19 protein-coding genes are annotated in these 21,745 nt (G+C 56.9%); 14 read left to right on the top strand and 5 right to left on the bottom strand.

Going from position 1 to position 21,745, the window contains the following annotated elements; all coding sequences use genetic code 11:
* Positions 1-32: 32 nt before the first annotated feature.
* The 4 genes from ACFFK0_RS08545 (at position 33) to ACFFK0_RS08530 (ending at position 2,516) form a co-directional block, all read left to right on the top strand.
* On the top strand, positions 33-761 hold the full coding sequence (locus ACFFK0_RS08545; protein ID WP_377469689.1) for a glycerophosphodiester phosphodiesterase: 729 nt from the start codon (positions 33-35) through the stop codon (positions 759-761).
* A gap of 127 nt (positions 762-888) precedes the next feature.
* The gene (locus ACFFK0_RS08540; protein WP_377469688.1) at positions 889-1,065 is read left to right on the top strand and encodes a hypothetical protein; all 177 of its coding nucleotides are present in this window, start codon (positions 889-891) and stop codon (positions 1,063-1,065) included.
* A gap of 33 nt (positions 1,066-1,098) precedes the next feature.
* Positions 1,099-1,296 (top strand): hypothetical protein, encoded by a 198-nt coding sequence (locus tag ACFFK0_RS08535; protein WP_377469687.1) that lies wholly within the window; start codon positions 1,099-1,101, stop codon positions 1,294-1,296.
* 92 nt (positions 1,297-1,388) lie between these two features.
* A complete protein-coding gene (locus ACFFK0_RS08530; RefSeq protein WP_377469686.1) occupies positions 1,389-2,516 on the top strand; it encodes a GGDEF domain-containing protein in 1,128 nt (375 codons plus the stop codon).
* 6 nt (positions 2,517-2,522) lie between these two features.
* Here ACFFK0_RS08530 and ACFFK0_RS08525 read toward each other — a convergent pair whose 3' ends face one another.
* A complete protein-coding gene (locus ACFFK0_RS08525) occupies positions 2,523-3,632 on the bottom strand; it encodes a citrate synthase (RefSeq protein WP_377469684.1) in 1,110 nt (369 codons plus the stop codon).
* Positions 3,633-3,946: 314 nt separating this feature from the next.
* Between ACFFK0_RS08525 and ACFFK0_RS08520 the strand changes: the two genes are divergently transcribed.
* The 5 genes from ACFFK0_RS08520 (at position 3,947) to ACFFK0_RS08500 (ending at position 6,770) form a co-directional block, all read left to right on the top strand.
* The gene (locus ACFFK0_RS08520; RefSeq protein ID WP_377469683.1) at positions 3,947-4,669 is read left to right on the top strand and encodes a S1C family serine protease; all 723 of its coding nucleotides are present in this window, start codon (positions 3,947-3,949) and stop codon (positions 4,667-4,669) included.
* Between the two features lie 124 nt (positions 4,670-4,793).
* A complete protein-coding gene (locus tag ACFFK0_RS08515; RefSeq protein WP_377469682.1) occupies positions 4,794-5,516 on the top strand; it encodes a class I SAM-dependent methyltransferase in 723 nt (240 codons plus the stop codon).
* 57 nt (positions 5,517-5,573) lie between these two features.
* Positions 5,574-5,909: a protein YmzB gene (gene ymzB / locus ACFFK0_RS08510; protein ID WP_377469681.1), complete on the top strand. Its 336-nt coding sequence runs from the start codon at positions 5,574-5,576 to the stop codon at positions 5,907-5,909.
* 106 nt (positions 5,910-6,015) lie between these two features.
* Entirely contained in the window at positions 6,016-6,363 is a 348-nt protein-coding gene (locus ACFFK0_RS08505; protein ID WP_377469680.1) for a hypothetical protein, read from the top strand.
* Between the two features lie 185 nt (positions 6,364-6,548).
* Positions 6,549-6,770: a hypothetical protein gene (locus ACFFK0_RS08500; RefSeq protein ID WP_377469679.1), complete on the top strand. Its 222-nt coding sequence runs from the start codon at positions 6,549-6,551 to the stop codon at positions 6,768-6,770.
* 74 nt (positions 6,771-6,844) lie between these two features.
* Here ACFFK0_RS08500 and ACFFK0_RS08495 read toward each other — a convergent pair whose 3' ends face one another.
* From ACFFK0_RS08495 to ACFFK0_RS08485, 3 genes are read right to left on the bottom strand one after another with little or no spacing between them, the layout of a single operon-like run.
* Positions 6,845-7,714: a sugar phosphate isomerase/epimerase family protein gene (locus ACFFK0_RS08495; RefSeq protein WP_377469678.1), complete on the bottom strand. Its 870-nt coding sequence runs from the start codon at positions 7,712-7,714 to the stop codon at positions 6,845-6,847.
* Positions 7,711-8,568 carry a sugar phosphate isomerase/epimerase family protein gene (locus ACFFK0_RS08490; protein WP_377469677.1) on the bottom strand — a complete coding sequence of 286 codons (858 nt, stop codon included), beginning with the start codon at positions 8,566-8,568 and terminating at the stop codon, positions 7,711-7,713. The genes ACFFK0_RS08495 and ACFFK0_RS08490 overlap by 4 nt, the downstream gene beginning before the upstream one ends.
* Complete coding sequence (locus ACFFK0_RS08485) at positions 8,565-9,623, bottom strand: Gfo/Idh/MocA family protein (protein ID WP_377469676.1); 1,059 nt, start codon at positions 9,621-9,623, stop codon at positions 8,565-8,567. Before ACFFK0_RS08485 ends, ACFFK0_RS08490 begins: the two co-directional genes overlap by 4 nt.
* 131 nt (positions 9,624-9,754) lie before the next feature.
* Here ACFFK0_RS08485 and ACFFK0_RS08480 point away from each other — a divergent pair, with 131 nt between their 5' ends.
* Positions 9,755-10,618, top strand: a complete 864-nt coding sequence (locus ACFFK0_RS08480; RefSeq protein ID WP_377469675.1) for an AraC family transcriptional regulator — start codon at positions 9,755-9,757, stop codon at positions 10,616-10,618.
* A gap of 49 nt (positions 10,619-10,667) precedes the next feature.
* Here ACFFK0_RS08480 and ACFFK0_RS08475 read toward each other — a convergent pair whose 3' ends face one another.
* A complete protein-coding gene (locus tag ACFFK0_RS08475) occupies positions 10,668-13,652 on the bottom strand; it encodes an EAL domain-containing protein (protein WP_377469674.1) in 2,985 nt (994 codons plus the stop codon).
* A 186-nt stretch (positions 13,653-13,838) separates the two neighbouring features.
* Here ACFFK0_RS08475 and ACFFK0_RS08470 point away from each other — a divergent pair, with 186 nt between their 5' ends.
* The 4 genes from ACFFK0_RS08470 (at position 13,839) to ACFFK0_RS08455 (ending at position 21,740) form a co-directional block, all read left to right on the top strand.
* Positions 13,839-14,801 (top strand): acetylxylan esterase, encoded by a 963-nt coding sequence (locus ACFFK0_RS08470; protein WP_377469673.1) that lies wholly within the window; start codon positions 13,839-13,841, stop codon positions 14,799-14,801.
* Positions 14,802-15,054: 253 nt separating this feature from the next.
* A complete protein-coding gene (locus tag ACFFK0_RS08465) occupies positions 15,055-16,578 on the top strand; it encodes a replicative DNA helicase (RefSeq protein ID WP_377469672.1) in 1,524 nt (507 codons plus the stop codon).
* Positions 16,568-17,323 (top strand): DUF6063 family protein, encoded by a 756-nt coding sequence (locus ACFFK0_RS08460; protein ID WP_377469671.1) that lies wholly within the window; start codon positions 16,568-16,570, stop codon positions 17,321-17,323. Before ACFFK0_RS08465 ends, ACFFK0_RS08460 begins: the two co-directional genes overlap by 11 nt.
* On the top strand, positions 17,307-21,740 hold the full coding sequence (locus ACFFK0_RS08455; protein ID WP_377469670.1) for a chromosome segregation ATPase: 4,434 nt from the start codon (positions 17,307-17,309) through the stop codon (positions 21,738-21,740). The genes ACFFK0_RS08460 and ACFFK0_RS08455 overlap by 17 nt, the downstream gene beginning before the upstream one ends.
* Positions 21,741-21,745: the final 5 nt, after the last annotated feature.

Below are 21,745 nucleotides of genomic sequence, written 5' to 3'. Positions count from 1 at the left end.
ACTTTGTATGCAGCTAAAGGAGTTGTACGACGATGTCCTTACCTCGTCCGCTGATCATCGGACACCGCGGCGCCGCAGGCGAAGCGCCGGAAAACACGCTGGCTTCGTTCGAACTTGCGCTGAAGCAAGGCGCCGAAGGGATCGAGCTTGATGTGCATTTGTCGAAGGATGGCGAAATTGTCGTTTGTCACGATCCGACGCTTGACCGCACGACGAACGGCAGCGGCTGGATCTTCGAAGCGGTCTATGCGGACATCCGCAAGCTCGATGCCGGAAGCTGGTTCGACGAGCGCTATACCGGCCAATATGTACCGACGCTTGGCGAAGTGCTCGACATAGTTCCGGACCATATCCTCATTAATGTAGAAATTAAGCACTCGTATGAAGGGCGGATGGAGAAGGCGGTCTTGGAATTGTTGCGCAGCCGCGGCCGCTTCCATAACGTCGTCATTTCGTCGTTCGATCATAAATGCATGCTTCGACTGAAGCGCGAGGAGCCGCTGGCGGCCATCGGTCTGCTGTACGCGGCGAATCTTGGCTCCCATGCGGGATACGCCCGCAGCTTGAACGCCGATATTCTGTCGCTTCATCCGCAGCACCAGCTGATCGGTGCCGACGACGTAGCGGAGGCGCGCGCCGCCGGTCTGCGGACTTACCCGTATACGGCGAACAGCGAGGCGGACTTGAAGCGTCTTATTGACGCCGGTGTCTCGGGCATCATTACCGATTACCCGGCGCGGTTAGCCGCGTTGTTGAAATAAAGAGCACAGCCGGCGGTTCGTGAACGCCGCAATATACGCACTCCCCGATGGAGCGGGGGGTGCGTATTTGTCATGCCATTGCTGCACATAGTAAAAGGGCGGTAAGATCAGGATGAGAGGTGCGCACATGGGACAGCAAGCCGATGAACGGCGGGAGCATGGAGGTGCAGGGCATGAACCGACAATGGCCCCCGGCATCCATGGGCACGATCCGCTTGAAGACGAAGCGACAGCCGAGGAAATCGAAAGCGGCGATTACACCGAAGTGACGAGGCTGTATCTGGACCGGACTCCGGAGGATTAAGCCGAGGCGCCGATGCGACGGGAGGGAACAAGGATGAGTGACCGTAAAGAACGTAACATGGATGTAACCGATGCCCAATCGGCCGAGAAGATCGGCAAAGCCGGCGATGAAAAGCTGGATGACATCTACACGTATTCCAGCGTCGGCATTAACGACGTGAAACATGATGCAACCGGCGAAAATGTGCGAGCCGATATCGGCGCCGCTTCTGAAGAAAACCCGCTCTCTTGAAGCGGGTTTTCTATTTGTAGGGCGCACGGCGTAATAGCAGCAGGAATTAGACGGTTTATGTAGAAATGTGTCGTATCATGCGATAAAGGTCGGTGATACCGCTGTTAATCGATGTTATCAGCAACATTGCGATCATCACAACCCTGATCTTCTTCTCCAGTAGAATTTTCAAGAAAATCGACATCTATTCAGCCCGCACTACCTGGTCCGCGCGGTTGTCGATCGGGCTGGTCAACGGTTTGTTCGGAATCTTCATCATGTTTTTCAGCGTCAGCGTTCCGCCCAGCTCGATGTTCGATTTGCGGCAAGTGTTCATTTTGGTTGCAGCCAGTCTCGGCGGGCTGCTTGCTTCGCTGACTGCAGGGTTGTTCATCCAGCTCGGCCGGATTGTGCTGTTCGGCGGGATTACGAGCGCATCGATTACTTCCATGTATATGGTAGTTGCGGTGGCTGTCGGCGCCGGCTTGATTTTCGAGTGGAAGGGTTTGAATTATTGGGCCAAATGGACGCTGGCGACGCTGTTGTCGGTTTGCAGCATTGCAGTCGGCGTTTGGATTATGCTGCCTTGGGAGACGGCTATGACGATTCTTCTGCACTTCATTCCCGCCGTCATTTGCGGGGAGCTGTTCGCCGCTTATCTCGTGAAATATGTGACGAGCTCGAACCAGCTGTTTTTACAAAGGGAAGAGGAGGCGACGACGGATCACTTAACGCAAGTCAACAATGTTCGCTCGTTTGACCGCATCTTCAACGAAATCGCTACGAACGCCGAGAAGAAGGGCGAGAAGCTGTCGCTGCTGATGATCGATATCGATCATTTCAAGCAGGTTAACGACAAGTACGGGCATCCGGCGGGCGATTTGATTTTGAAGGAATTGGCAAAGCTGCTGCGGACGGCGGCACGATCGTTTGACATCGTTTCGCGCAACGGCGGGGAGGAGTTTTCCATCCTGCTGCCGGATTGTCCGAACAGCTACTTGCGGGAAGTGGCGGAGCGGGTACGAATGACGATTGAGAATACGGCGTTCCCGCTGCCGGGAGGCGTTGAATTGAAGCTGACGGTATCGGTAGGCGGAGCGAATTATCCGGCGGTTCCTTTGGAGGGACTGATCGAGGCGGCCGATAAAGCGCTGTATATGGCGAAACATTCGGGAAGAAACTGCGTGCGGCTGTATGTACCGGAGGAAAGCGAAAAGGCCGGCGTACCGGCCCGTTCGTAATGCAGATTAATCGCCGAGCGTCGGCATCGGACCGGTGTATACCGATTGCGGACGGAAGATGCGGTTGACCCCCGCCTGCTCCAGTACATGCGCGGTCCAGCCGACCGTGCGCGCCGCCGTGAACGTAGGGGTAAACAGCTCGGCAGGGAGCTGAATGGCGCTCATAATGGCCGCCGCGAAAAATTCAACGTTCGTGTAGAGCCGCCTTCCGGGCTTGTATTCCTCAAGCAGGCGAATGGCGGTTTGTTCGACGTGGAGCGCCAGCTTAAAGGAATCCGTATCGCCAGTCAGCTTCTCGGTTACGGTACGCAGCGCCTCGGCCCGCGGATCCTTCGTTTTGTAGATGCGGTGCCCGAAGCCCATCAGCCTGCCTCCTTGCTCCAGAACGGCGCGCAGCCACCCTTCGGCCCGTTCGACAGTGCCTATATCCTCCAGCATCGCAATGACTTCGGACGGAGCTCCGCCGTGCAGAGGCCCTTTCATCGTCCCGATCGCAGCGCTTACGGCCGCGTACATATCCGATTGGGTCGACGAAGTTACCCGCGCCGAGAACGTAGAAGCGTTCATGCCGTGCTCCATGCCCAGAATGAGATACGCCGTCAGCGCTTTGGCGTGCGCAGGCTCGGGGATAGTCCCCGTCAGCATATACAAATAATTGGCGGCATGATCGAGCTCCGGGTGAGGCTGAACCGGGTCGAGCCCCTTCGAGCGCCGGTAACGGTAAGCGATAATTGCCGGCAGGAGCGCGGTAAGCCGTTCCGCTTGCGATGGAGCCGGAGGCCATGCGGCCGGCGTGCCGTCAGGCTCCGTCAGCGAAGCGACGGCTGCTTGCAGCACGCTCATCGTCGGGAGAGACTTAGGCATCGCATCCAGCAGCGGCGGCAAAGACGCGGGCAGCTCCCGGTACGCCTGCAGCCGCTCCTTCAGCCGAAACAGCTCGCCTTCATCCGGCAGCTCTCCGTACCACAGCAAATGAGCGGCCTCTTCAAAGCTGAAGTGCACCGCCACATCCTTCGCCCAGTAGCCCCGGTAAATCAAATGCCCCCGTTCGCCGTCGACTAGACCGATATCGGTTTCTGCGGCGACTACGCCTTCTAATCCTGTTACTTTCGCCATGCGCTTGCTCCTCCTTACACCTGAGCTTGATATTAGGATACGAAATAAAGTGTATTTCTGTAAAAATTACACAGGACTTGTCGGGAATCGTTTGTTGACTAAAGCTTACTCCGAAATATCTATATTGTAAATTTATATATTTGGATATGTGTGATAAAAATATGTGATCATACGTCCGGGGGCCTACGGATAAAAGGCAGCTGCGCGAGGGCAATTACCTATACGAACGAACAGTAGCTTTCATACACTGCTACAGACTAAGAGGCGGATGAACCGCTTTCGCTTCTCCACATTTTGAAACGGAGGTGTGGTTCATGAAAAGACGTACGAGAGCCAACCGACCCGCCTACCGGCATCCCGGCAATATGTTCGTTCCCATTGCGCAGCAAGCCAAACGCAGCGTAATCTCCATCCGGGCGCAGCTAAGACCGGCAAAGCCTCAGCGCTCGGGCTCGTTCGCGATTCCGTTCGGATGGCCCTACGCAGACGATGCGGCTACGACGGAAAGCGTAGGTACCGGCTTTATCATTCGCAGCGACGGTTACATCCTGACGAGCGAACACGTCGTTCACAATGCGGAATCGATTCAAATCAAGCTGTATAACGGTGATAAATATGCTGCGGAGCTTATTTGGTGCGATCCGGTCCGCGATATCGCCGTGCTCCGGATCCGGGCTTCGAAGCCGCTTCCGGCGATGCCGCTAGGTTCGTCGGGTAAAACGAAAGTCGGCGAGCTGGTGATTTCCGTCGGAAATCCTCTCGGACTGGAGCATACGATTACGACCGGCATTGTCAGCGCCAAGAACCGGCGGATGGCCAGCACGAAGAACAAGAAGCTGTACGAGGACATTTTGCAGACGGATTGCGCGATTCACCCGGGCAACAGCGGGGGGCCGGTCATTAACTTAAACGGGCAGGCGATCGGCATGAACGCTTTCGTGGTGAAAGACAATCACGGTCTGAGCTTTGCCATCGGTATGGACTGCATCAAGCAGCACATCCGCAGCTTTTTGCCCCGTGAAGCCGGCAGCGAATAGGGGGAGGCTGCGGCAGCGGCACGATTTTCACATGGAAATTGCCGGTTTCTGTGCGTTTGCCTATGCCGGATAAGGGCGAATCGCCATACGATAGCATACAACCCATCTTAAAGGGGCGAGGCGCATGGAATACATGGAGATGCTGGCAAGGCTCGGGGTCGGCAGCGCGCATCCCGGAGGCTTCAGCGCCACGGTGGAGCAGCTTCGGGAGCATCCGATCGAGCCGGGCTGCCGTGTGCTTGAGGTTGGCTGCGGGACGGGGCGCACTGCGTGCTATTTGGCGAAAATGGGCTGTATCGTGACGGCGCTCGATATCCGGGACGATATGCTGGCGAAGGCAAGGCGCCGCGCAGACGCCGAGGAGGCCGCCGTAACGTTCGTGCAAGGATCGATTGAAGCGCTTCCATTCGTTGGCGGTTCCTTTGACGCGGTGATCGCAGAGTCCGTCACGATCTTCGCCGATGTACCGCTGGCGCTATCCGAATACGCGAGGGTCCTTTGTTCCGGGGGCACTTTGTATGATCGCGAAATTATCGCCGTCAGGCCGCTGCCCGCCGAAGGATTGGCGGCCGTTAAGGATTTTTACCGCGTTCGCCGTTTATACAACATGTCGGAGTGGAAAGAGCTGCTGCTGGGCGCGGGCTTTGCAAGCTCGTCGATATGGCGGCCGTCCGAATTTCCCGTAATGACGGTGGAGGATAGCGTTCGGTACCCCGATTTGCATCAAGAATTGGACCCGGACGTGTATGAGAACGAAGCGGTTTGGGAGACGGCGAAAACCTATGACGACATCATGTCAGCTTACCACGCCAGCTTCGGATTCGGATTGCTCATCGGACGCAAATAAACGGACCGGACCCGGGGCATGTTAATCATGGAAGAATGAACCTGAAGGGGTGCTCTCATGATTGCAACTGCACAGGATCTGGCGGTATGGTTCGATGGACACAAAGGCCAAGTGCTCACCATCGATAAAGAAGAAGGAACGGACAAAGACCGGGTTCGGCTGAAGCTGGAGCGGGTGGAGCGGATCGATCGCGAAAGCGTTGCGGACGCTTACACGCCCCGCCGCGCACTGCGATTAGTCGGATCGGGGACGATCCATAATCCGGAGGACGATCCGGTCGAGCTCCCCGACGACGGCTACGAGATCGTATTGGACGGCCTTGTTTCGCATACCGAAAGCGCCGGGGGCTTGACCATCAAGACGATGCGGGCTACGTACCGGATTCAGGCATAAAGGGAAGCCGCCTGGACCATGACGCGGAATCGCATATAGACACCGAACATAAGTTCTGTTATAATGGGAACAGAAGGCGAACACTAGGAAAATGGTGGTGATTCTCATGAGCGGAACGACAGCTTGGTGGATCTCACAGCAAGAACGCGTAGAATTGGTCGAAGTGGCAGGCAATACCGGATTGAAATATGCTGAACCGTCATATCGGGTCAGGCGGAAGGACGGTTCCGTCGTAACGGTCGGCCGCAAAGACATTGTGCTGTCCGACGAAGAGAAGCTGATTGAGGAGCTTGCGGATATATTGAGACGTTCCGGCAATCCGGCGCGGCATGAGCGGTACGGCTTCATCATGCTTTCGCTCATGCGCAAGGGTGTTCCTTTCCTGAGTAGGCTGGAATCGCGTCTGCCGGCCAAGCATGTACAGCAATCGTTTGTCTTGTCGGATGTCGGTTGAATAGGTTCCTTCCCGCGAACATACGGGAAGGAGCCTTTGTGTGCAATGACAGTTGCGCCGGCAGCAGTAAGCTTCGTTACGCGATGATTACGTCATTTTACATATAATAAACAAGGAATTCGTAATTTTGTGTCGAATCTTTTCTCCAAAGGGCAATGGTTAATAATGGAGGAGAGTGACGTCGAATGGATGGACTCTTGAAAAATCATGAAGTGTTTGATGAAGTTCATGGCTTACTGAAGTATGTAAAGACATCAAAGCAGCCGGCTACATGGCGGGGAACGGTCATCACTCCTGTAGAGACGAACGTCATCCGCATCCAGCACGGCAGTCAGACGATCGAGCACAGCAAAACCGCACTGCTCACAGCGGCGATGCTGTCCCGCTTCCACGCCATTGAATTGTAGGAGACGACACGGACGAAAGCCGATGCGGATATGAAGCCGCATCGGCTTTCGCGCGTTAGGCAGCCTGCCATCAATTACCGGTATCGCTTCAGAAACTGTACGGCCTGCGCGATATCCGCCTCCGGGTTCTCGCCAACCTCACGCTCGATCGTCAAATAGCCTTCGTAGCCAATGTCCTGCAGAGCCTGCAAGTAACGATCCCAATCGACGGCGCCTTCGCCGAGAGGCACTTCCCGGAACGAGTCGCCTTCGGCGGCCATATCGGCCAGCTTGGCGTGATCGAGCGGATCGAAGCCGAGCGCGCCGTAGACGAGCCGCGGGTCCACCTCGCGCAAGCGGATGCCGTCCTTCGCATGCGTGTGCACGATATAGTCGCGAAGCGTATACACGCCCTGCACCGGATCGTCGCCGGTAACCATCACCATGTTAGCCGGATCGAAGTTGACCGACATCCCTTTCGAGCCGATGCCGTCCAGGAAGCTCTTCAGGTGCGCAGCCGTCTCCGGTCCCGTTTCGATCGCAAAATAAGCGCCCATGCCGATGGCGTATTCGCTTAATTCCCGGCAAGCCTCATGCATCGCCGCATATACTTCATCGGATGGATCCGCCGGAACGATTCCGATATGCGTCGTGACAACCCGGGCGCCAAGGTCAACGGCCAGATCGAGAATGCGCTTGGATTTCTCGATCTTCCAGCCGTTCTCTGACCGGTCCTGGAAGCCGTGTCCGCCAAGATCGCCGACAAGCGCTGAAATTTCCAGCCCTAACGAGCCGATATAGTCGCGCCATTCTTTCCGCGCGGCAGCCGTTAAGTTTGCAGGATCCATCTCTCCCGAAACCGCATAGATTTGCACGCCTTCCGCTCCGACCGCTCTGGCTTTAACGAGCCCTTCCCGTACGCCGGCTCGAAAGCTGTCGACAATGACTCCGATTTTATTGTTCATACCGCGTTCCACATCGCTTTCAATTGGTCTAAGCCGATACGGGCGCCGCTTCGGCAAGGCTCGATGCCTTCAAACTCCACAGACAAGCAGCCGTCGTAACCGGATTGCTTGATGATTCGGAGTACATGCGGCAGGTCGATATCGCCGTGACCGACGATCGCGCCGCGCAGGAAGCTGCCATGGGCGCTGCGGAACCAGCCCTCGCTCAAGGTGCGTTCGCCCCGCCTTACGTAGAAATCCTTAATATGCACCATCGACGCGTAACCGATATTGCGGCTTACCGCCGCTGCCGGGTCTTCATCGACGCAGAGGAAGTTGCCGACGTCCAGCGTCGTCTTGAAGTTGTCCCGGTCCACCAGATGAATGAGCGCCTGTACGCGGTCGGCCGCCTGAACGAATAGCCCGTGATTTTCCACACTTGTCGTGATCCCGTACTCCGCCGCGTAATCGGCAATACGGCGGCACGCTTCCGCCAGCCTGGGCAGCTGCTCGTTATAATGCCGAATGGAGATGTCCGGCGAAGAGGCGACATCGTGCCGCATGAGCTTGACGCCCAGAGCCGCGGCGATGTCGACCTCCCGCTGCAGGCGCTCGATCTCTTGCTCGAAGGCATCCGGATCGAGATCTGCGAAATTTCCGCCGACCGCATAATTCGAAAGTTCGATGCCGGCCTCAACCGCCCGGCGGCGAATGGCTTCGATCAGCTCCGGCTGCTCCGTGAGATTGAAGCCGAGCGGAACGATCTCGACATGCTCCCCGCCGATGTCTGCAATATAATCGATAACGTCGATAATCGTCATTTCCTTCGACCGAAGCGCCGGATATAAGCTGTACGAACTGACCCCGAACTTCATAGGGCAATCTCCTTTCCAAGCGCCGCCGATTCGTAAATCCCGCACAGCATCTTCATGAGCGCCACGCCGTCTTCGACCGGGCTGAGCGGCTGCTTGCCCGTCAGGATGCATTCGATGAAATGTCCGATTTCCTGCTGAAACGCCGATTCAAAATGAAATCCCGTCCGATCCACCTGCGGCGTCACATTCAGAATCGTATTGTATTTTTCCGTTACGATGGTGACGCTAGGATCGATCTCGATGCCGCCCTTCGTGCCGTACAGCTTGGTGGAGATGCTGTCTTCCTTGGCGTGCAGCGTAAAGCTCACGTCCACCGACAGCGAAGCGCCGTTGTCGAAACGGATCAGCGCGTTCGCCATATCCTCCACCGTGTTGTGCGCCGCGTCGTAATCGGCAGCCTTATAGAAGCTTAAATGCCGGATATGCGCACGGTTGCCCAGCTTGCGGTACGTATTGCCGGACACGGTAACGGGCTTCGGCCGTCCCATCATGTACCACAGCAAGTCGATCATATGGACGCCGATATCGATGAGCGGACCGCCGCCGGAGCGTTCGATGTCCGCGAACCATCCGCCAGGGTTGCCCAGCCGGCGAATCGCCGACGCCTTCGCATAATAAATATCGCCGAACTCGCCGCCGGCCGCAAACTCCCGGAGCATCTGCACATTGCGGTCATAGCGCCGGACAAACCCGACCTGGAGCAGGCGCCCCGTCCGGTGTACGGCTTCCTGAATGCGCAGCGCCTCTTCGACCGTCTTGCACAGCGGCTTCTCGACGAGCACATGCTTCCCTGCTTCCAGCGCCGCAATACAGATCTCGGCGTGGAGGTTGTTCCACGTGCAAATGCTGACGGCGTCGATCTGCTCGTCGGCAAGCAGAGCGCGGTAATCGGTATAAATCGCTTCCGCGCCGAATTCGGCCGCTTTCTTCCTGGCCCTTTCTTCGTTGACGTCACATACGGCGTATAAGCGGGCCTCAGGATGCCGTTGATACGATGTCAAATGGCTGTCGGATATCGAACCGAGGCCGATCACGGCGACACGAACGGTGCTCAAGGGGGCATCTCCTCCAAATGCTGGATGTCGGATGGTTTCCCTTGTATTATAATAGTCATAATCCGCCTTATCCCATGAAACCGTTTGCTGTTTCTTTGTATTATTGTGCGATATTGGTCAGGAGGGACGACATGAAACCGCCAGCTTTGCTGGAGCCGATGACGATGCCCGACCATGCCTTCCCCGTCAAGGTAGGTCCTTGCCGAGCGAGCGAATACGGGATCACGCTGTTTGCGAACCATTGGCACCGCCATATCGAGCTGCTCTATTTCGTGTCGGGACGGGCTGTTGTCGAGTGCAACGGGGTGCCGGTGACCGCCGGTCCCGGCGATATGATCTTCATGAATGCGAACGATCTTCACGCCGGTATTTGTTTGTCCGAGGATTTGTTTTATTATGTGCTCATTTTTGATCCTGCAGTGCTGCAAAGCCAGTCGATGGATGCGATTGAAAGCAAATATATGCTTCCGATCGTGCAAAATTTGATGCTGTTTCCGAATTTCATCGCTCAAGCGAACGATTATCGAGAGGACTATTTATCGATTGTGAAGGAGCTGGGCGAGAAGGAGCCGGGCTACGAGCTCGCCGTCAAAGCGTCGCTCTACCGCATGCTGACCCGGTTGATTCGCAGCCAGCCGTTAACCGGGCAAACGGCCAAAGAATATCGCAACCGGATGCGCCTCCTGGAGCGGCTGACACCCGTATTATCGTTCATTGAGGAGCGCTCCGAGGAAGAGCTGACGGTAGAAGAGCTGGCGAAGCTGGCGGGGCTGAGCCGGTTCCACTTCAGCCGGCTGTTCAAGCAGCTGACGGAGAAGAGCGTGGCCGAATACGTAAACGACATCCGGATTCGCAGGGCCGACTATTTGCTGCGGAACACGCCGATGACCGTTTCCGAAGTGGCGCTGGCCGTAGGGTACCGGGATATTTATTATTTTAGCCGCGTGTTCAAGAAATGCCGCCATGTACCGCCTTCCGAGGTGCGCCGGGGTTGACGTCCCGCATGAGAAAATCCCCTCCGCCGGCGGGCGGAAGGGACAAGGCTTAAGGCATTCGGTTACGCAAATATGATTTGAGCTCTTCATAAGGAAGCGGTTTGCCGATGTGGAAGCCTTGCGCAAAGCGGCAGCGCCGGGTCTTCGCGAACTCGAGCTGCTCCGGCATTTCGATCCCTTCCACGCAGCTGTCCAAATTCAAGTCCGAAACGAGGCCGAGAATCGTCGTGAAGATGGCGGTGCTGATCTCGCTCTTCGAAACGCTTCGCACGAACATTTGATCGATTTTGATCGTGTCGAGCGGCAGCGTATTGATCAAGGAAAGAGAGGAATTGCCTACCCCGAAGTCATCGAGCGCAATTTTCACGCCTATTTCACGAAGTTCATGCAAGTGGCAGACCGTCGATTCGAGATGCTGGATGGCCGCCCGTTCCGTAATTTCCAGACAGAGATGATGAGCCGGCAGTCCGGTTTGCCGCAAAATCGAGCGGATGCTATGAATCAGCCGGGAATCGGCAAGATGGAGCGCCGAAATATTGACCGAAACGAGAAGCGACGGAAATCCTTCTTCCAGCAGCCGCTTTGTGTCATTGCAGGCTCGATAGAGAACCCACTCGGTGATCGGAAAGATGAGCCGCGTCTCCTCCGCGAGCGGAATGAAATCAAGCGGGGAAACTTTCCCGAATACCGGCGAGTTCCAGCGCAGCAAAGCTTCGAAGCCCATGACCGTATCCGTGTGAAGATCAAGCTGCGGCTGATAATGCACTTCAAACTCGCCGGCATCGAGCGCGCCGCGCAGACAGCTTTCCATGGTCAGCTTGTTCATGGAATTCGTATGCATATCCGGGTGATACACCTGGAACCGGTTTTTCCCTTCTTCCTTCGCCCGATACATGGCTATATCGGCATGCTGGATCAGCTGCTCTCGGTCGTCCCCGTGCTCCGGATAATAGCTGATGCCCATGCTGGTCGTCGCATAGACGAGCTGCCCGTCGATCGTTATCGGCTGGCTCAATTTAGTTAAAATGCTGCGCGCGGTTTCGAGAGGACGCGACGGCTCGGTTAAACCGGTGCATACGATAATAAATTCATCCCCGCCTAATCGGGCCACAACGTCCTGCGGGTCGGCGGAGGCCGACAGCATTTGGGCAACGTGCCGCAGCAGCTCGTCCCCAACCATATGGCCCAGACTGTCATTAATGACCTTAAACCGGTCCAAGTCGAGGAGGATCACCGCAAAGGAGGCGTCCCGGCGGGAAACCTCTTCCGCGATTCGCTCGTAGATGTACCTTCTGTTAGGTAAGCTCGTCAAAAAGTCGGTATAAGCGATCTGCTGAATTTTCTCCTCGGCCCGCTTCCTTTCCGTAATATCGACGATTGACCCGATCATGCGGACCGGTACGCCTTCGGCGTCCCGAAGCGCTTCGCCTGCGGCGCGAATCCAAATGACTTCATTCTCATTCTTGAGCATGCGGAACTCGGCCTGGAACGGGATGTGCTGCTCGTAATGTGCGTCCAGCGCGACGCGCAGCTGTTCCAGATCGTCAGCAGCAATCCGCTTGGCAAAATCGCCGAATTGCATCGTTAAGCCTTCATGATCGAGAATATGATGGATTTTGCGGTTCCATAGCATGAGATTTGTCGTTAAATTCCAATCGAAGATGCCGTCGTTCGTTGTGGAGGAAACGATCTCCAGCCGGTTCTCCCGGTCTCTGGCTTCCTCGTACATCGCTTCTCTCTCCAATGCGTAGGAGAACAGGTCGATCGTATGGGTCATGGAATGGAGCAGCGTCCCGGTCATGCCGTTCTGTTGCTGGTTAAAAATGTTGCCGATGAGCACAAGGAAGCCGATATCCCGGTCCAAGGTCTTGACGGAATGAACGACGACCGCTTCACGATCGTTCAATAAGTCATAGAGGGAAAGCGGTGGAAAAGCTTCCTCGCGGTACACCTCTCCCTTCTCGAGCAAGGCGGTCGGCTTCGTGCTGTACACACTTTCAATAACGAGCTGACGGTTCTCCATCCAGCGCGCCATGCAGCCCCATGTGAAGCTGGTGTCGGCAAGCCAGGACAGGCTCTTGATCTTGGCGGCGTCACCGCCGACCAAATTGCGGCCGATCCGATGATTACGCTGAATGGCGTTCGACAAAAATTCAACCATGTCCAGACTATTGTAATATTGAGCGGCATGCTGAAGCTCCTGCTCCTCAACATGGCAGCCGCACGATTGGCGAACAACGAGGTGCATCGGTTCCATGATCGTCTCATGCCGGCGGTCTGCGGTATGAAGCTGCCGCCAAACGCGCTCAAGCATGCTCCTGCCGCGTTCGTACAGGGGCTGGGCCAAGGAAGTAAGGGAGAACCGCTTGGCGTAATCCGTATTGTCGAAGCTGACTAAAGCTAACTGATGGGGAACACGGATGCCGACCGATTGCAGCGTCTGCACGATCCCGACGGCAATCACATCCGAACTGACGACAATCGCAGAAAAGTCGATCCCCCGCTTCAAAATCAATCTGCCGGCCTCGACCCCATATTTCTCCCAAAGATTCGGCAAATCGAATACGTGATGCGGCTTGCTGGCCAGTCCGTGCTCAGCCAGGGCCCGCAGGTAGCCATTGTAGCGGAGCACGCTTTCCGCATTGGTAGTGCTGTAGACCATTCCAATGTCGCGATGGCCGTGCTCGATTAAATGTTTCGCTGCCTCGTACCCGCCTTGTTCATTGTCAATGCCGAAGGTTGTGGAGTTCTCGAAGCCGTTCGGCGACGGCGTGCAAACGATCGGCTTTCCCATGTGCTCCATACGCCGCAGATAAGCAGTTTGTTCTACGGCATTGAGGATGACGATCCAACCGTCTATATGATCAAAAGCCAAATACCGGTGATATTCATTCACATGATTGGAATCATACGTACGAATGACGATGACGTTGGCTCCGAGCTCTTGCGCGCGCTCATGGATGCCCTGCAGGATACCGTTGAAGTAAAACCCGTCCGTAGCAGGGGTCAATACGCCGATTGTCGGTTTGGACATGTTCCAAACACCTCTTGGTAGTATGAATGTTACCTATAGTTGTTCGATTGTGTGCGCCGGTAATCCTGCAAGGAACAACATACGGATTATTCCTGCCAGACCGAATAGGTGTTATGATAGAGAGCACGGCGGATTTTCCTGAAGCGGTTACATGGTAAACGGTATAGGGCGGAGGATCATGATACGATGAATGCGATCGACAAACGTATTGCGGAGCTGCAGCTGTACAGAGCGGAAAGTACGGCACCGGATGATTTGGATGAATATTGGGAGAGAACGCTGCTTATGGCACGCGGCAGGCCGCTGAGCAGCAAGGTTGAACAGAGCGAGTCGCTCTCGCCATACATGAAGATTTCCAAGGTTGTGTATGAAGGGTATGACGAAACGCCGATTCACGGCACGTTCATCGTGCCCGCCTTCGTTCAAGAAGAGCGGCTGCCGTGCACGGTCATTTTCCACGGGTATACGGGCAGCAAGAACATCCCGGAGCAGTACGCGGATTGGCTGCTGATGGGGTTTGCCGTGTTCGCCGTCGACGTGCGCGGACAGGGCGGAGAAACCGGCAACCTTCTGCCTCAGCATTACGGCATGTCCAAAGGCTGGATTACGCAAGGCTTGCTGGACCCGGAGCAGAGCTACTATCGGGCGATCGCGGTCGATGCTTGCAAGGCGCTGGAGTGGGCGGCCAAGCAGCCGGAGGTCGACCCGGCCAGGGTTATCGCTGCCGGCGTAAGCCAGGGCGGAGGGCTCGCCCTGATCGCATCGGCCTTGAGCGATATTCCCGCGGCGACGATTGCGGACATCCCGAATATGTGCCATATGGACTACGGAATCAGTCACTCCACCGGCTCGCTGTCCGAAGCGGCGGACTTCGTTTCCCGTCATCCCGAGCACTTGGGCGCGGTGCTGTCGACACTCAGCTATTTCGATATGGTCCATTTATGCGACAGGCTAACGAAGCCGGTATTCTTCTCGGTCGGCTTCAAAGATCCGGTATGCCCGCCGGAAACGGTATTCGCCGTCTACAACCGCGTAAACGCCCCTAAACAAATCCAAATGTATCCGTTTAACGGCCATCAGGTGAGCGGGGGGCATTTTCGCAAAATCATCCGGTTTCTGATCGATTGGAAGATTTGCAGCGGCAATTGACTGTTGCGAGTTTACAGCCATGCTGACGAACAGTATGGCTGTTTGTCGCGGGCGTTCACGTTACGGCTTCCACGATTTTCCCAACTTAACCCGCAGCGAATCTCTGCTATAATGGTCATATATTTTGCCGGCTGACGGGAGTATCGTTTATGGTTGAAGCTATTTGCGGGAACATATACATAACGAGATTCATAGGGCTGCGCATGGAAATCCTGCAAACCCAAGAGCTTTGCGATATTTGGAGGCACACGGCATGGACTTCTTAGACATTAACCATATCGTTCCCGGCTTTCGGGACCGAATGTCCAAGCTTGCGCTGTTCGACCCTCTGTTCGAGCTTAGGCGCAAGCGGCTGACGGACCGGCAAAACCAACCGATCGATCTGATGGAGCTGGGTCTTCTCACGCTGCAATATTTTTTCGAGCAAAAGCTGATTCGCAACAACAAGACAGGCGTGAAAGATTTAGCCCGCTTTCTAATGAAGGTGGCCGGCATTTACATCGATTTGGACGATGCGGGGTTCGAGGATTTGGCCCGGGGGCTGATCCAGACGTTTCGGCCGGCGACGGGGAAGAAGCGGGATTTTTCGTTTTTCAATTGGGAGACGGGACAGGCCGATCAAGTGTATATATCGATTTTGAAAGCGAATGCCTTCGATCTGCACACGAACACACAGTATTATACACTGGACGATGACGGGCTCGAGCTCATCTTTGCGACGAAGGAATTTTATATGGAGTTTCAGCTGTCGATTCACCAGCTCGTGCTGCGCAAGCAGCTGGAGAAGGGCGAGTTCGAAGGGGCGCTGCGGCAAATCAACGAGATGCGGGTGGACGTGGAGACGCTGCAGGAGCGGATGTTCAAGCTGGAGCACGAGCTGAAGCGCAACATCGTATCGGAGGAAACGTTCGCGCGCTACAAAGGGTTGCTGGAGGATATTTACGTCCGGCTGCAGCTGGAAAATGAAGAGTTCGAGGAACTCCGCCAGTTCGTCAAGGAAACGAAAGACCGCGTCCATGCGGAGACGGTCCGGCAGACGGACCAGCGTCCGTATGAGCTGATTTTGCGCATTTCGAACGAGCTGGAGAAGGTTCACGGCGAGCATGCGGGGCTGTTCCAGCAAAGCATGACGCTGAAGACGCAGGCGCTCGGCGCCGCTCAGGAGTCGCTGTACTATACGGGGCTGGACTCGTTTAATTTTGACCAGGATATCGCCTCACTGATCTTCAGCACGCCGCTGCCTCTGGAAAGTATGAAGGGGGTGCTCGCGCCGTTCCTTTCCATAGAAGAGAAGAAGCAATGGTCGCTGCTGTCCGTATGGGCCGAGCAGAACATCCAGGAGGACGAGGACGGACGGGAGCGGGACGATAATTTCCTGGAAATTGACGAAGACGGCACGGAGCTTCGCTATCAGGCTGTCCGGCAGAAGCTGTACATGCTGTTGATGGAGCGGCTGGTGAAGCTGCTGGAAGAGAGGGGCACGGCCGATCTGCGGCAGTATATCGAAGCGATCCGGGACGGCGAATATGCCAAGCTGCTGGAGGAGCGGGCTTTTTACGATTTCTGGATTTACCTGCATCAGAGGAGCCCGCATCGGGCCGGAGACAGTGACATGAAAACCGGGGAAGGGCAGAGCACCCGTCTGGAGGAGATGTATGCGCTGCTCGGGGATCGCACGCTTGTCGTGCTTGAGCAAAAAGACCACATTGCCGTAAACGGCCGATTTACGATTCAAAATATGGAAGTGTCATGGGGAGACTTCGGGAATGGCGCATGAGAACGCAACAGTGATGAAAGCTTTTCGCCTCTATACGCTGCTGGCCCGCGAAGGCGCCGTCGGCAAAGAACAGCTGCAGGAGTATATGCTGGACGACGAAGTGCGGGGACTGACGGATCAGTTCGCCCGGGAGGTCGAATGCGTGACGATCATCGCCGGCGACCGGCTGTACATGATTCCGGAGACGCGGCTGTCGCCCTTCCATGTCAGCAACGAGACGATCAAGCGCGGATATTTGCGGGCGAACGCCCTGAACGCCGACTTGTATTTGATGTATGTCAGCATCATCGTGCTGATCGGCTCGTTCTACGACAGCTACCAGACGATGGAGCCGACGCGCAGCTTTATCGGCCTTGACGAATGGACGGCGCTGGTGAACGAAAGGATCGCCATGCTCCGGCGCCATCCGGAAGCCGAGCTGCGGGCGATGGAGAAAGAATTTTCCTATAATTGGATGTCCCTCATCGAGAGGTGGGAGGGCATGGACGATATTAAAGAAACGGCGGCGCGGCAGAGCGGCAATACGATCAGCCGGGTCAGCTTTATGGATACGGTCCGCCGCTTCCTGATCGCTCAGGAGCTCGCGGCGGATATCGGCAATCACGAAATTACGTTGACCGAGAAGGCAAAAATGATTGTGCAGCGCTATTTCATGGAGCTGGAGTATAACCGCGGCATACTGGAGTTCCTCTATCAATTCGATCAAGGCGAAGAGGAGGCGGTCCGCGATGCCGGCGATATCTAAAATCCGGTTCACGAACGTCGTCTACGAAGGCGGCAACAAGCGGTACAACGACGAGCTGTTCCAGTTCGACGGGCATAACGGGGCGATCCTGCTGGAGAACGGCGGCGGCAAAACCGTGTTCATTCAAACGGCGATGCAGGCGGTGCTGCCCCATGGCGATTTGGCCGGACGGAAGCTGAAGGACACCCTCAGTCTGGAAAATGGCCCCGCTCATATCGCGATCGAGTGGATCCTGAACGAGCGGCCGCGCCGCTATGTCGTCACCTGCATTAGCTTGTTTCTGACGGCAACCGGGCTCGATTCTTACCGCTATATGTACGATTACCCCGCGCTGGACCCGGATTCGATCGACCACATCCCGTTTGCGAAGATCAGCGGGGGCAAGCCGCGCGCCGCCGACAAAGGCGAAATCTGCGACTACTATCAAGGTATGGCGCAGAAGCGGGTGAACGCCAGAATGCCGGGAACGATCAAGGAGTACAAGCTGCTGCTGGAGAAGGACTATCACATCATCGCTTCGGAATGGGAGCGGATCGCCAAGATCAACAGCTCGGAGGGCGGCGTGGAAAGCTTCTTCGATGAGTGCCGGACGACGGGACAGCTGTTCGACCGTCTGCTCATTCCGACCGTGGAGGACGCGATGTCCGGCTATTCGCACGGCGAATTCGCCGATACGTTCGAGTCGCATCGGGACAGCTTCCGCAAGTATAAGGAACTGAAAGAGAAGATCGAGGAGAACCGGAAAATCTTGACGGAGCTGGACCGCTACGTCCGCGAATACGCTAGGCTCGACGAGAAGCTTCAGGCCTATGAAGCCTCCCGCGCGCAGGCGAAGGCGTATTGGCTGCTGGCCGGCGAGCAGAAGGAAGAGGAAGCGGCGAAGCTGGCCGAGCTGCGAGCGGCGATGGACGAGTGCGAGCGCAAGCTGAAGCAGCATGCGCAGAAGCGCGATTCGCTGCTGATCGCGAGGCAGCGGCAGGAGCTGGACGCGCTGGAGACCAAGCTGAAGCGGGCCGAAGAAGACGCGGAACGCACTGAGGCGCGGGAGAGGACGGCGAGGCAGCAGTACTATTCACTGCGGCTTGCCGATTACAAGCGGCAGTGGAAGCAGGCCGACGAGCGGCTGAAGTATGTGCAGCAGGAGCTGGAGCGGCTCGGCAGCACGCAGGAGGAGAGCGAGCTGGAGGCGGCTTGGGCGAGCAACAGCGGCCAAATCCGCAGCTTGCTGCTGGCGCTCGAGCGGGAGTGGCAGGCGGAGGAGGAGCGGCTTGAGCCGGAGCTGGACGCTCAAAAGGAGCGGCTACAGCAGGAAGAAGCCGCGCTTCGGGAGCTGTCCGGCAAGCTGAACGAAACGAACCGGCGCATCGCCTCCCATGCCTCGACAATCGAGGCGCGGGAGCGGGATTGCGAAAGCATTCGCCGCAGTGTGCTGGGGACTTCCGGTACCGAAACGATCGAAGGCAGCATGTCCGTGTGGATCGAGCGGTATCGGCAGCTGGATGACGGCAATGCGGCGCTTGTCCAGAAGAACAGCCAGCTTGCCGCAGCGAAGGAAGAGAACGGCGCCGAGCTGGAGCAGGCGGGCGAGCGTCTCAAGGCGGAGTATGCTGAGCGTGCGGACACGGAGAAGAAGCTGGAAGCGTGCAAGGCTGCGCATCAAGCGCTGCTGGCGGAGCTGGCGGCTTACCGGCCTGCGTGGGGGAGCTGCAATTCCGTCTATGACAAGCTGGGCACCATTGAGGGCGAGCTCGGCGACGATGTGGAGAAGCTAAGCCGGGAGAAGGAAGCGCAGCTGCAGAAGGAGCGGCTCGCTTTCCGCCATATCGACGATTATGCGGGGATGGATGCGTTCTTCGCCGATTCGTACGTGGCCGGGCTGCTCGCGAAGTGGAAAGACCAGTTCACGCTGCTGGAGTCCGGCATCCAGTATTTGCAAAGCGCCGGACTTGCGGGGCAGGCTTCCGCCGTGCATCCGTTCTGGGCGGCAACCTTGATCACGTCGGAAGAGGAGGTCGGCCGGCTAGCGGCCAAGCTGCGGCAGCATGAAGAGGAGCTGCAGGCGCCGATTCAAATCATTTCGCTGCGCGAGGCATCCCGGCTTGCCGAGCTGGACACGCCCGCATCCGCCGATGACTCCGCTTGGGTCGAGCCGAAGCTGTGGCGCGACAATGCGGATGCCCAGCGTTTCGCCGAGTGGAAGCGGGCGATCTACGAGCGCGGCGAAGCGGTGCGGGAGGCACGCAAAGCGAAGGAACGGGAATGGAAGGCGGCCTCCGACATGGAGGGGGCTCTGCGCCGCTTCATTGCCGCCTATCCGCTTGATGCCGTGCAGGAGCTGGAAAGGCAGGCGGGACTGAAGCGCGAGCTCGTGCGTCAGCTGGAGGAACAGGCCGAGGGATTCCGGAATGCGATCCGTCAGTCGGAACGCGAGCTGGAGCATAATCGGAAGCTCATCGCCGAGCAGAAGGAAGAGATGGTCCAGCTGCAGCAGCGGATCGAGAAGGGGCACCAGTATCTCGAGCATGGCAAGGAGATTCAGGCGCTGCGCTTTGCCGCCGAGCAGCTTCAGGAGCAGGCGGCGGCGCTGGAGAGCGAGATCGATAGCCGCAAGCGGGCCGCCGAGCATGCAATGAGCACGGCGGCCGCTTATGAACGGCGTCTCCAGGAGCTAAAGGTGGAGAAGGCTAGCTTGCTCAGCCAGGAGCTGTATGCCGAAGTGCGGGACGCCGAACCGGCGTTTGCGGAGCACAGTCTGGACTGGCTGAAGCTCGAACGGCGCGACCTGCATCTGAAGCTGAACCGTATCTCGCAGAGCCGCCAGCAGCTCGAGCAGAGCAGGCTGGCCGCAAAGGAGAATAAAGCGCAGCTCGAGAAAGAGCTGGACAAGCTGCGGCAAGAGCATAGCGAGCTCATGCTGGATGAAGCGCTGGAGTTCCCCGCTTCGGGTGAAGAGCAGCTGAGCGGGCTGCTGAAGGAGCGGAAGGAGCTCGAGGAGCGGCTCGTCAAGGAGCGGGCGGAATTCCGCAAAATCCGCGATGGGTTCGGCGAGCAGTCGGCGCGGGTAAAGCTCATGACGGAGCGGTATGCGGAAGAACACGAAGGCCGGCAGCCGATCGTCTTCTTCGAGGCGCTGTCCGCAGTCGAAGACCAAGTGAGGACGGAGGATAAGCGGCTGCAGGAGGAGCAGGCGGGCCTAACGCGGATGTATGCGCGCCTGCAGGAGCAGCTCGCCCTCATCGACGAGACGATTCGGGAGTTGACTCCACACAAGCTGATGCACGGCTTCGAGAATCCGCTGATCGCAGCTCGGACGCTGACGCCGGAGGAGAAGAGCGATGTTTCCAATGACCGGATGAAGCATGTCCGTAAAGCTCTCCGCAAGCTCTCGGCCGATCATGAAGCGATGCAGAGCGAAGAAAAATCGGCCAAACGGGCGAGGAGCTCGTTCATCGATTACTGCCGCAAGCACATTAAAGACGTCAAGCTGCGGGAGATGGCCGAGCAGGGTGTCGAGCAGAAGGAAACGTATGCGGATATCGCGGCGTTCCAGCGAACGATGCACAGCCGGATCGAACGGGTGAACCATATTGCGGAAGAGACGATGCGCACGCACAACCAGCAGCTGGAGCAGTACATCGTGCACGTTCACAGCCACCTCAAGCTGATTGCCTCCGAGCTGCGCGATATTCCGAACAAGACGCGAGTCAAGGTTGAGGAGCAGTGGAAGCCGATCTTCTCGTTCCATATTCCCGAGTGGGAGGAGCCGGAGGCGAAGAGCCTCTTGCGCCGCCATCTGGAATGGGTGCTGGACGAGCTCGATAAGGACAAATATAAGGACGATAGCGGCCAGGAGCTGGGTACGACCGTGCGCAAAGATATCGAAAAATGGCTGGATACGAAGCAGCTGCTGCAGGTCGTTCTGCAGGACCGGCCGATGAAGGTGTCGTGCCGCAAGGTGACGAACGAGAACAACGTGACGAAGGCATCCTTCTCGTGGGAGCAGTCGAACAACTGGTCGGGCGGCGAGAAATGGAGCAAAAATATGTCTTTGTTCCTTGGGCTATTAAACTACGTAGCGGAGAAACGGCAGCATATCCAGGCCCACATGAAGCGGCACCGGACCGTCATTCTCGACAATCCGTTCGGCAAAGCGTCCAGCGACCACGTGCTAAGTCCGGTATTTTTCATCGCCGAGCAGCTCGGCTTCCAAATCATTGCCATGACGGCCCATGCCGAAGGGAAATTTCTGAAGGATTACTTCCCGGTCGTGTTCAGCTGCAGGCTGCGCCAGGCGGCCAGCGGCAGCAAGCTTATCATGACGAAGGACAAGGAAATTAACCATGCCTATTTCCGCGACCATGACCCGGCATCTCTGGAAAGACTGGAAGACGTCAAGCAGCTCGAGCTGTTTCTATAATACTG

The organism is Paenibacillus chartarius (assembly GCF_042432825.1).
Lineage (GTDB): Bacteria > Bacillota > Bacilli > Paenibacillales > NBRC-103111 > Gordoniibacillus > Gordoniibacillus chartarius.
Note: the sequence above shows the minus strand (reverse complement) of the source record. Positions and strands in the feature narration are given on the sequence as shown.

What these genes read in the sequence shown, in the direction of transcription:
- ACFFK0_RS08455 (WP_377469670.1), top strand. Translation starts at nt 17,307, where the DNA reads ATGCCGGCGATATCTAAAATCCGGTTCACGAACGTCGTCTACGAAGGC.
- ACFFK0_RS08460 (WP_377469671.1), top strand. Translation starts at nt 16,568, where the DNA reads ATGGCGCATGAGAACGCAACAGTGATGAAAGCTTTTCGCCTCTATACG.
- ACFFK0_RS08535 (WP_377469687.1), top strand. Translation starts at nt 1,099, where the DNA reads ATGAGTGACCGTAAAGAACGTAACATGGATGTAACCGATGCCCAATCG.
- ACFFK0_RS08470 (WP_377469673.1), top strand. Translation starts at nt 13,839, where the DNA reads ATGAATGCGATCGACAAACGTATTGCGGAGCTGCAGCTGTACAGAGCG.
- ACFFK0_RS08545 (WP_377469689.1), top strand. Translation starts at nt 33, where the DNA reads ATGTCCTTACCTCGTCCGCTGATCATCGGACACCGCGGCGCCGCAGGC.
- ACFFK0_RS08465 (WP_377469672.1), top strand. Translation starts at nt 15,055, where the DNA reads ATGGACTTCTTAGACATTAACCATATCGTTCCCGGCTTTCGGGACCGA.
- ACFFK0_RS08540 (WP_377469688.1), top strand. Translation starts at nt 889, where the DNA reads ATGGGACAGCAAGCCGATGAACGGCGGGAGCATGGAGGTGCAGGGCAT.
- ACFFK0_RS08490 (WP_377469677.1), bottom strand. Translation starts at nt 8,568, where the DNA reads ATGAAGTTCGGGGTCAGTTCGTACAGCTTATATCCGGCGCTTCGGTCG.
- ACFFK0_RS08505 (WP_377469680.1), top strand. Translation starts at nt 6,016, where the DNA reads ATGAGCGGAACGACAGCTTGGTGGATCTCACAGCAAGAACGCGTAGAA.
- ACFFK0_RS08525 (WP_377469684.1), bottom strand. Translation starts at nt 3,632, where the DNA reads ATGGCGAAAGTAACAGGATTAGAAGGCGTAGTCGCCGCAGAAACCGAT.
- ACFFK0_RS08520 (WP_377469683.1), top strand. Translation starts at nt 3,947, where the DNA reads ATGAAAAGACGTACGAGAGCCAACCGACCCGCCTACCGGCATCCCGGC.
- ACFFK0_RS08480 (WP_377469675.1), top strand. Translation starts at nt 9,755, where the DNA reads ATGAAACCGCCAGCTTTGCTGGAGCCGATGACGATGCCCGACCATGCC.
- ACFFK0_RS08500 (WP_377469679.1), top strand. Translation starts at nt 6,549, where the DNA reads ATGGATGGACTCTTGAAAAATCATGAAGTGTTTGATGAAGTTCATGGC.
- ACFFK0_RS08495 (WP_377469678.1), bottom strand. Translation starts at nt 7,714, where the DNA reads ATGAACAATAAAATCGGAGTCATTGTCGACAGCTTTCGAGCCGGCGTA.
- ACFFK0_RS08475 (WP_377469674.1), bottom strand. Translation starts at nt 13,652, where the DNA reads ATGTCCAAACCGACAATCGGCGTATTGACCCCTGCTACGGACGGGTTT.
- ACFFK0_RS08515 (WP_377469682.1), top strand. Translation starts at nt 4,794, where the DNA reads ATGGAATACATGGAGATGCTGGCAAGGCTCGGGGTCGGCAGCGCGCAT.
- ymzB (WP_377469681.1), top strand. Translation starts at nt 5,574, where the DNA reads ATGATTGCAACTGCACAGGATCTGGCGGTATGGTTCGATGGACACAAA.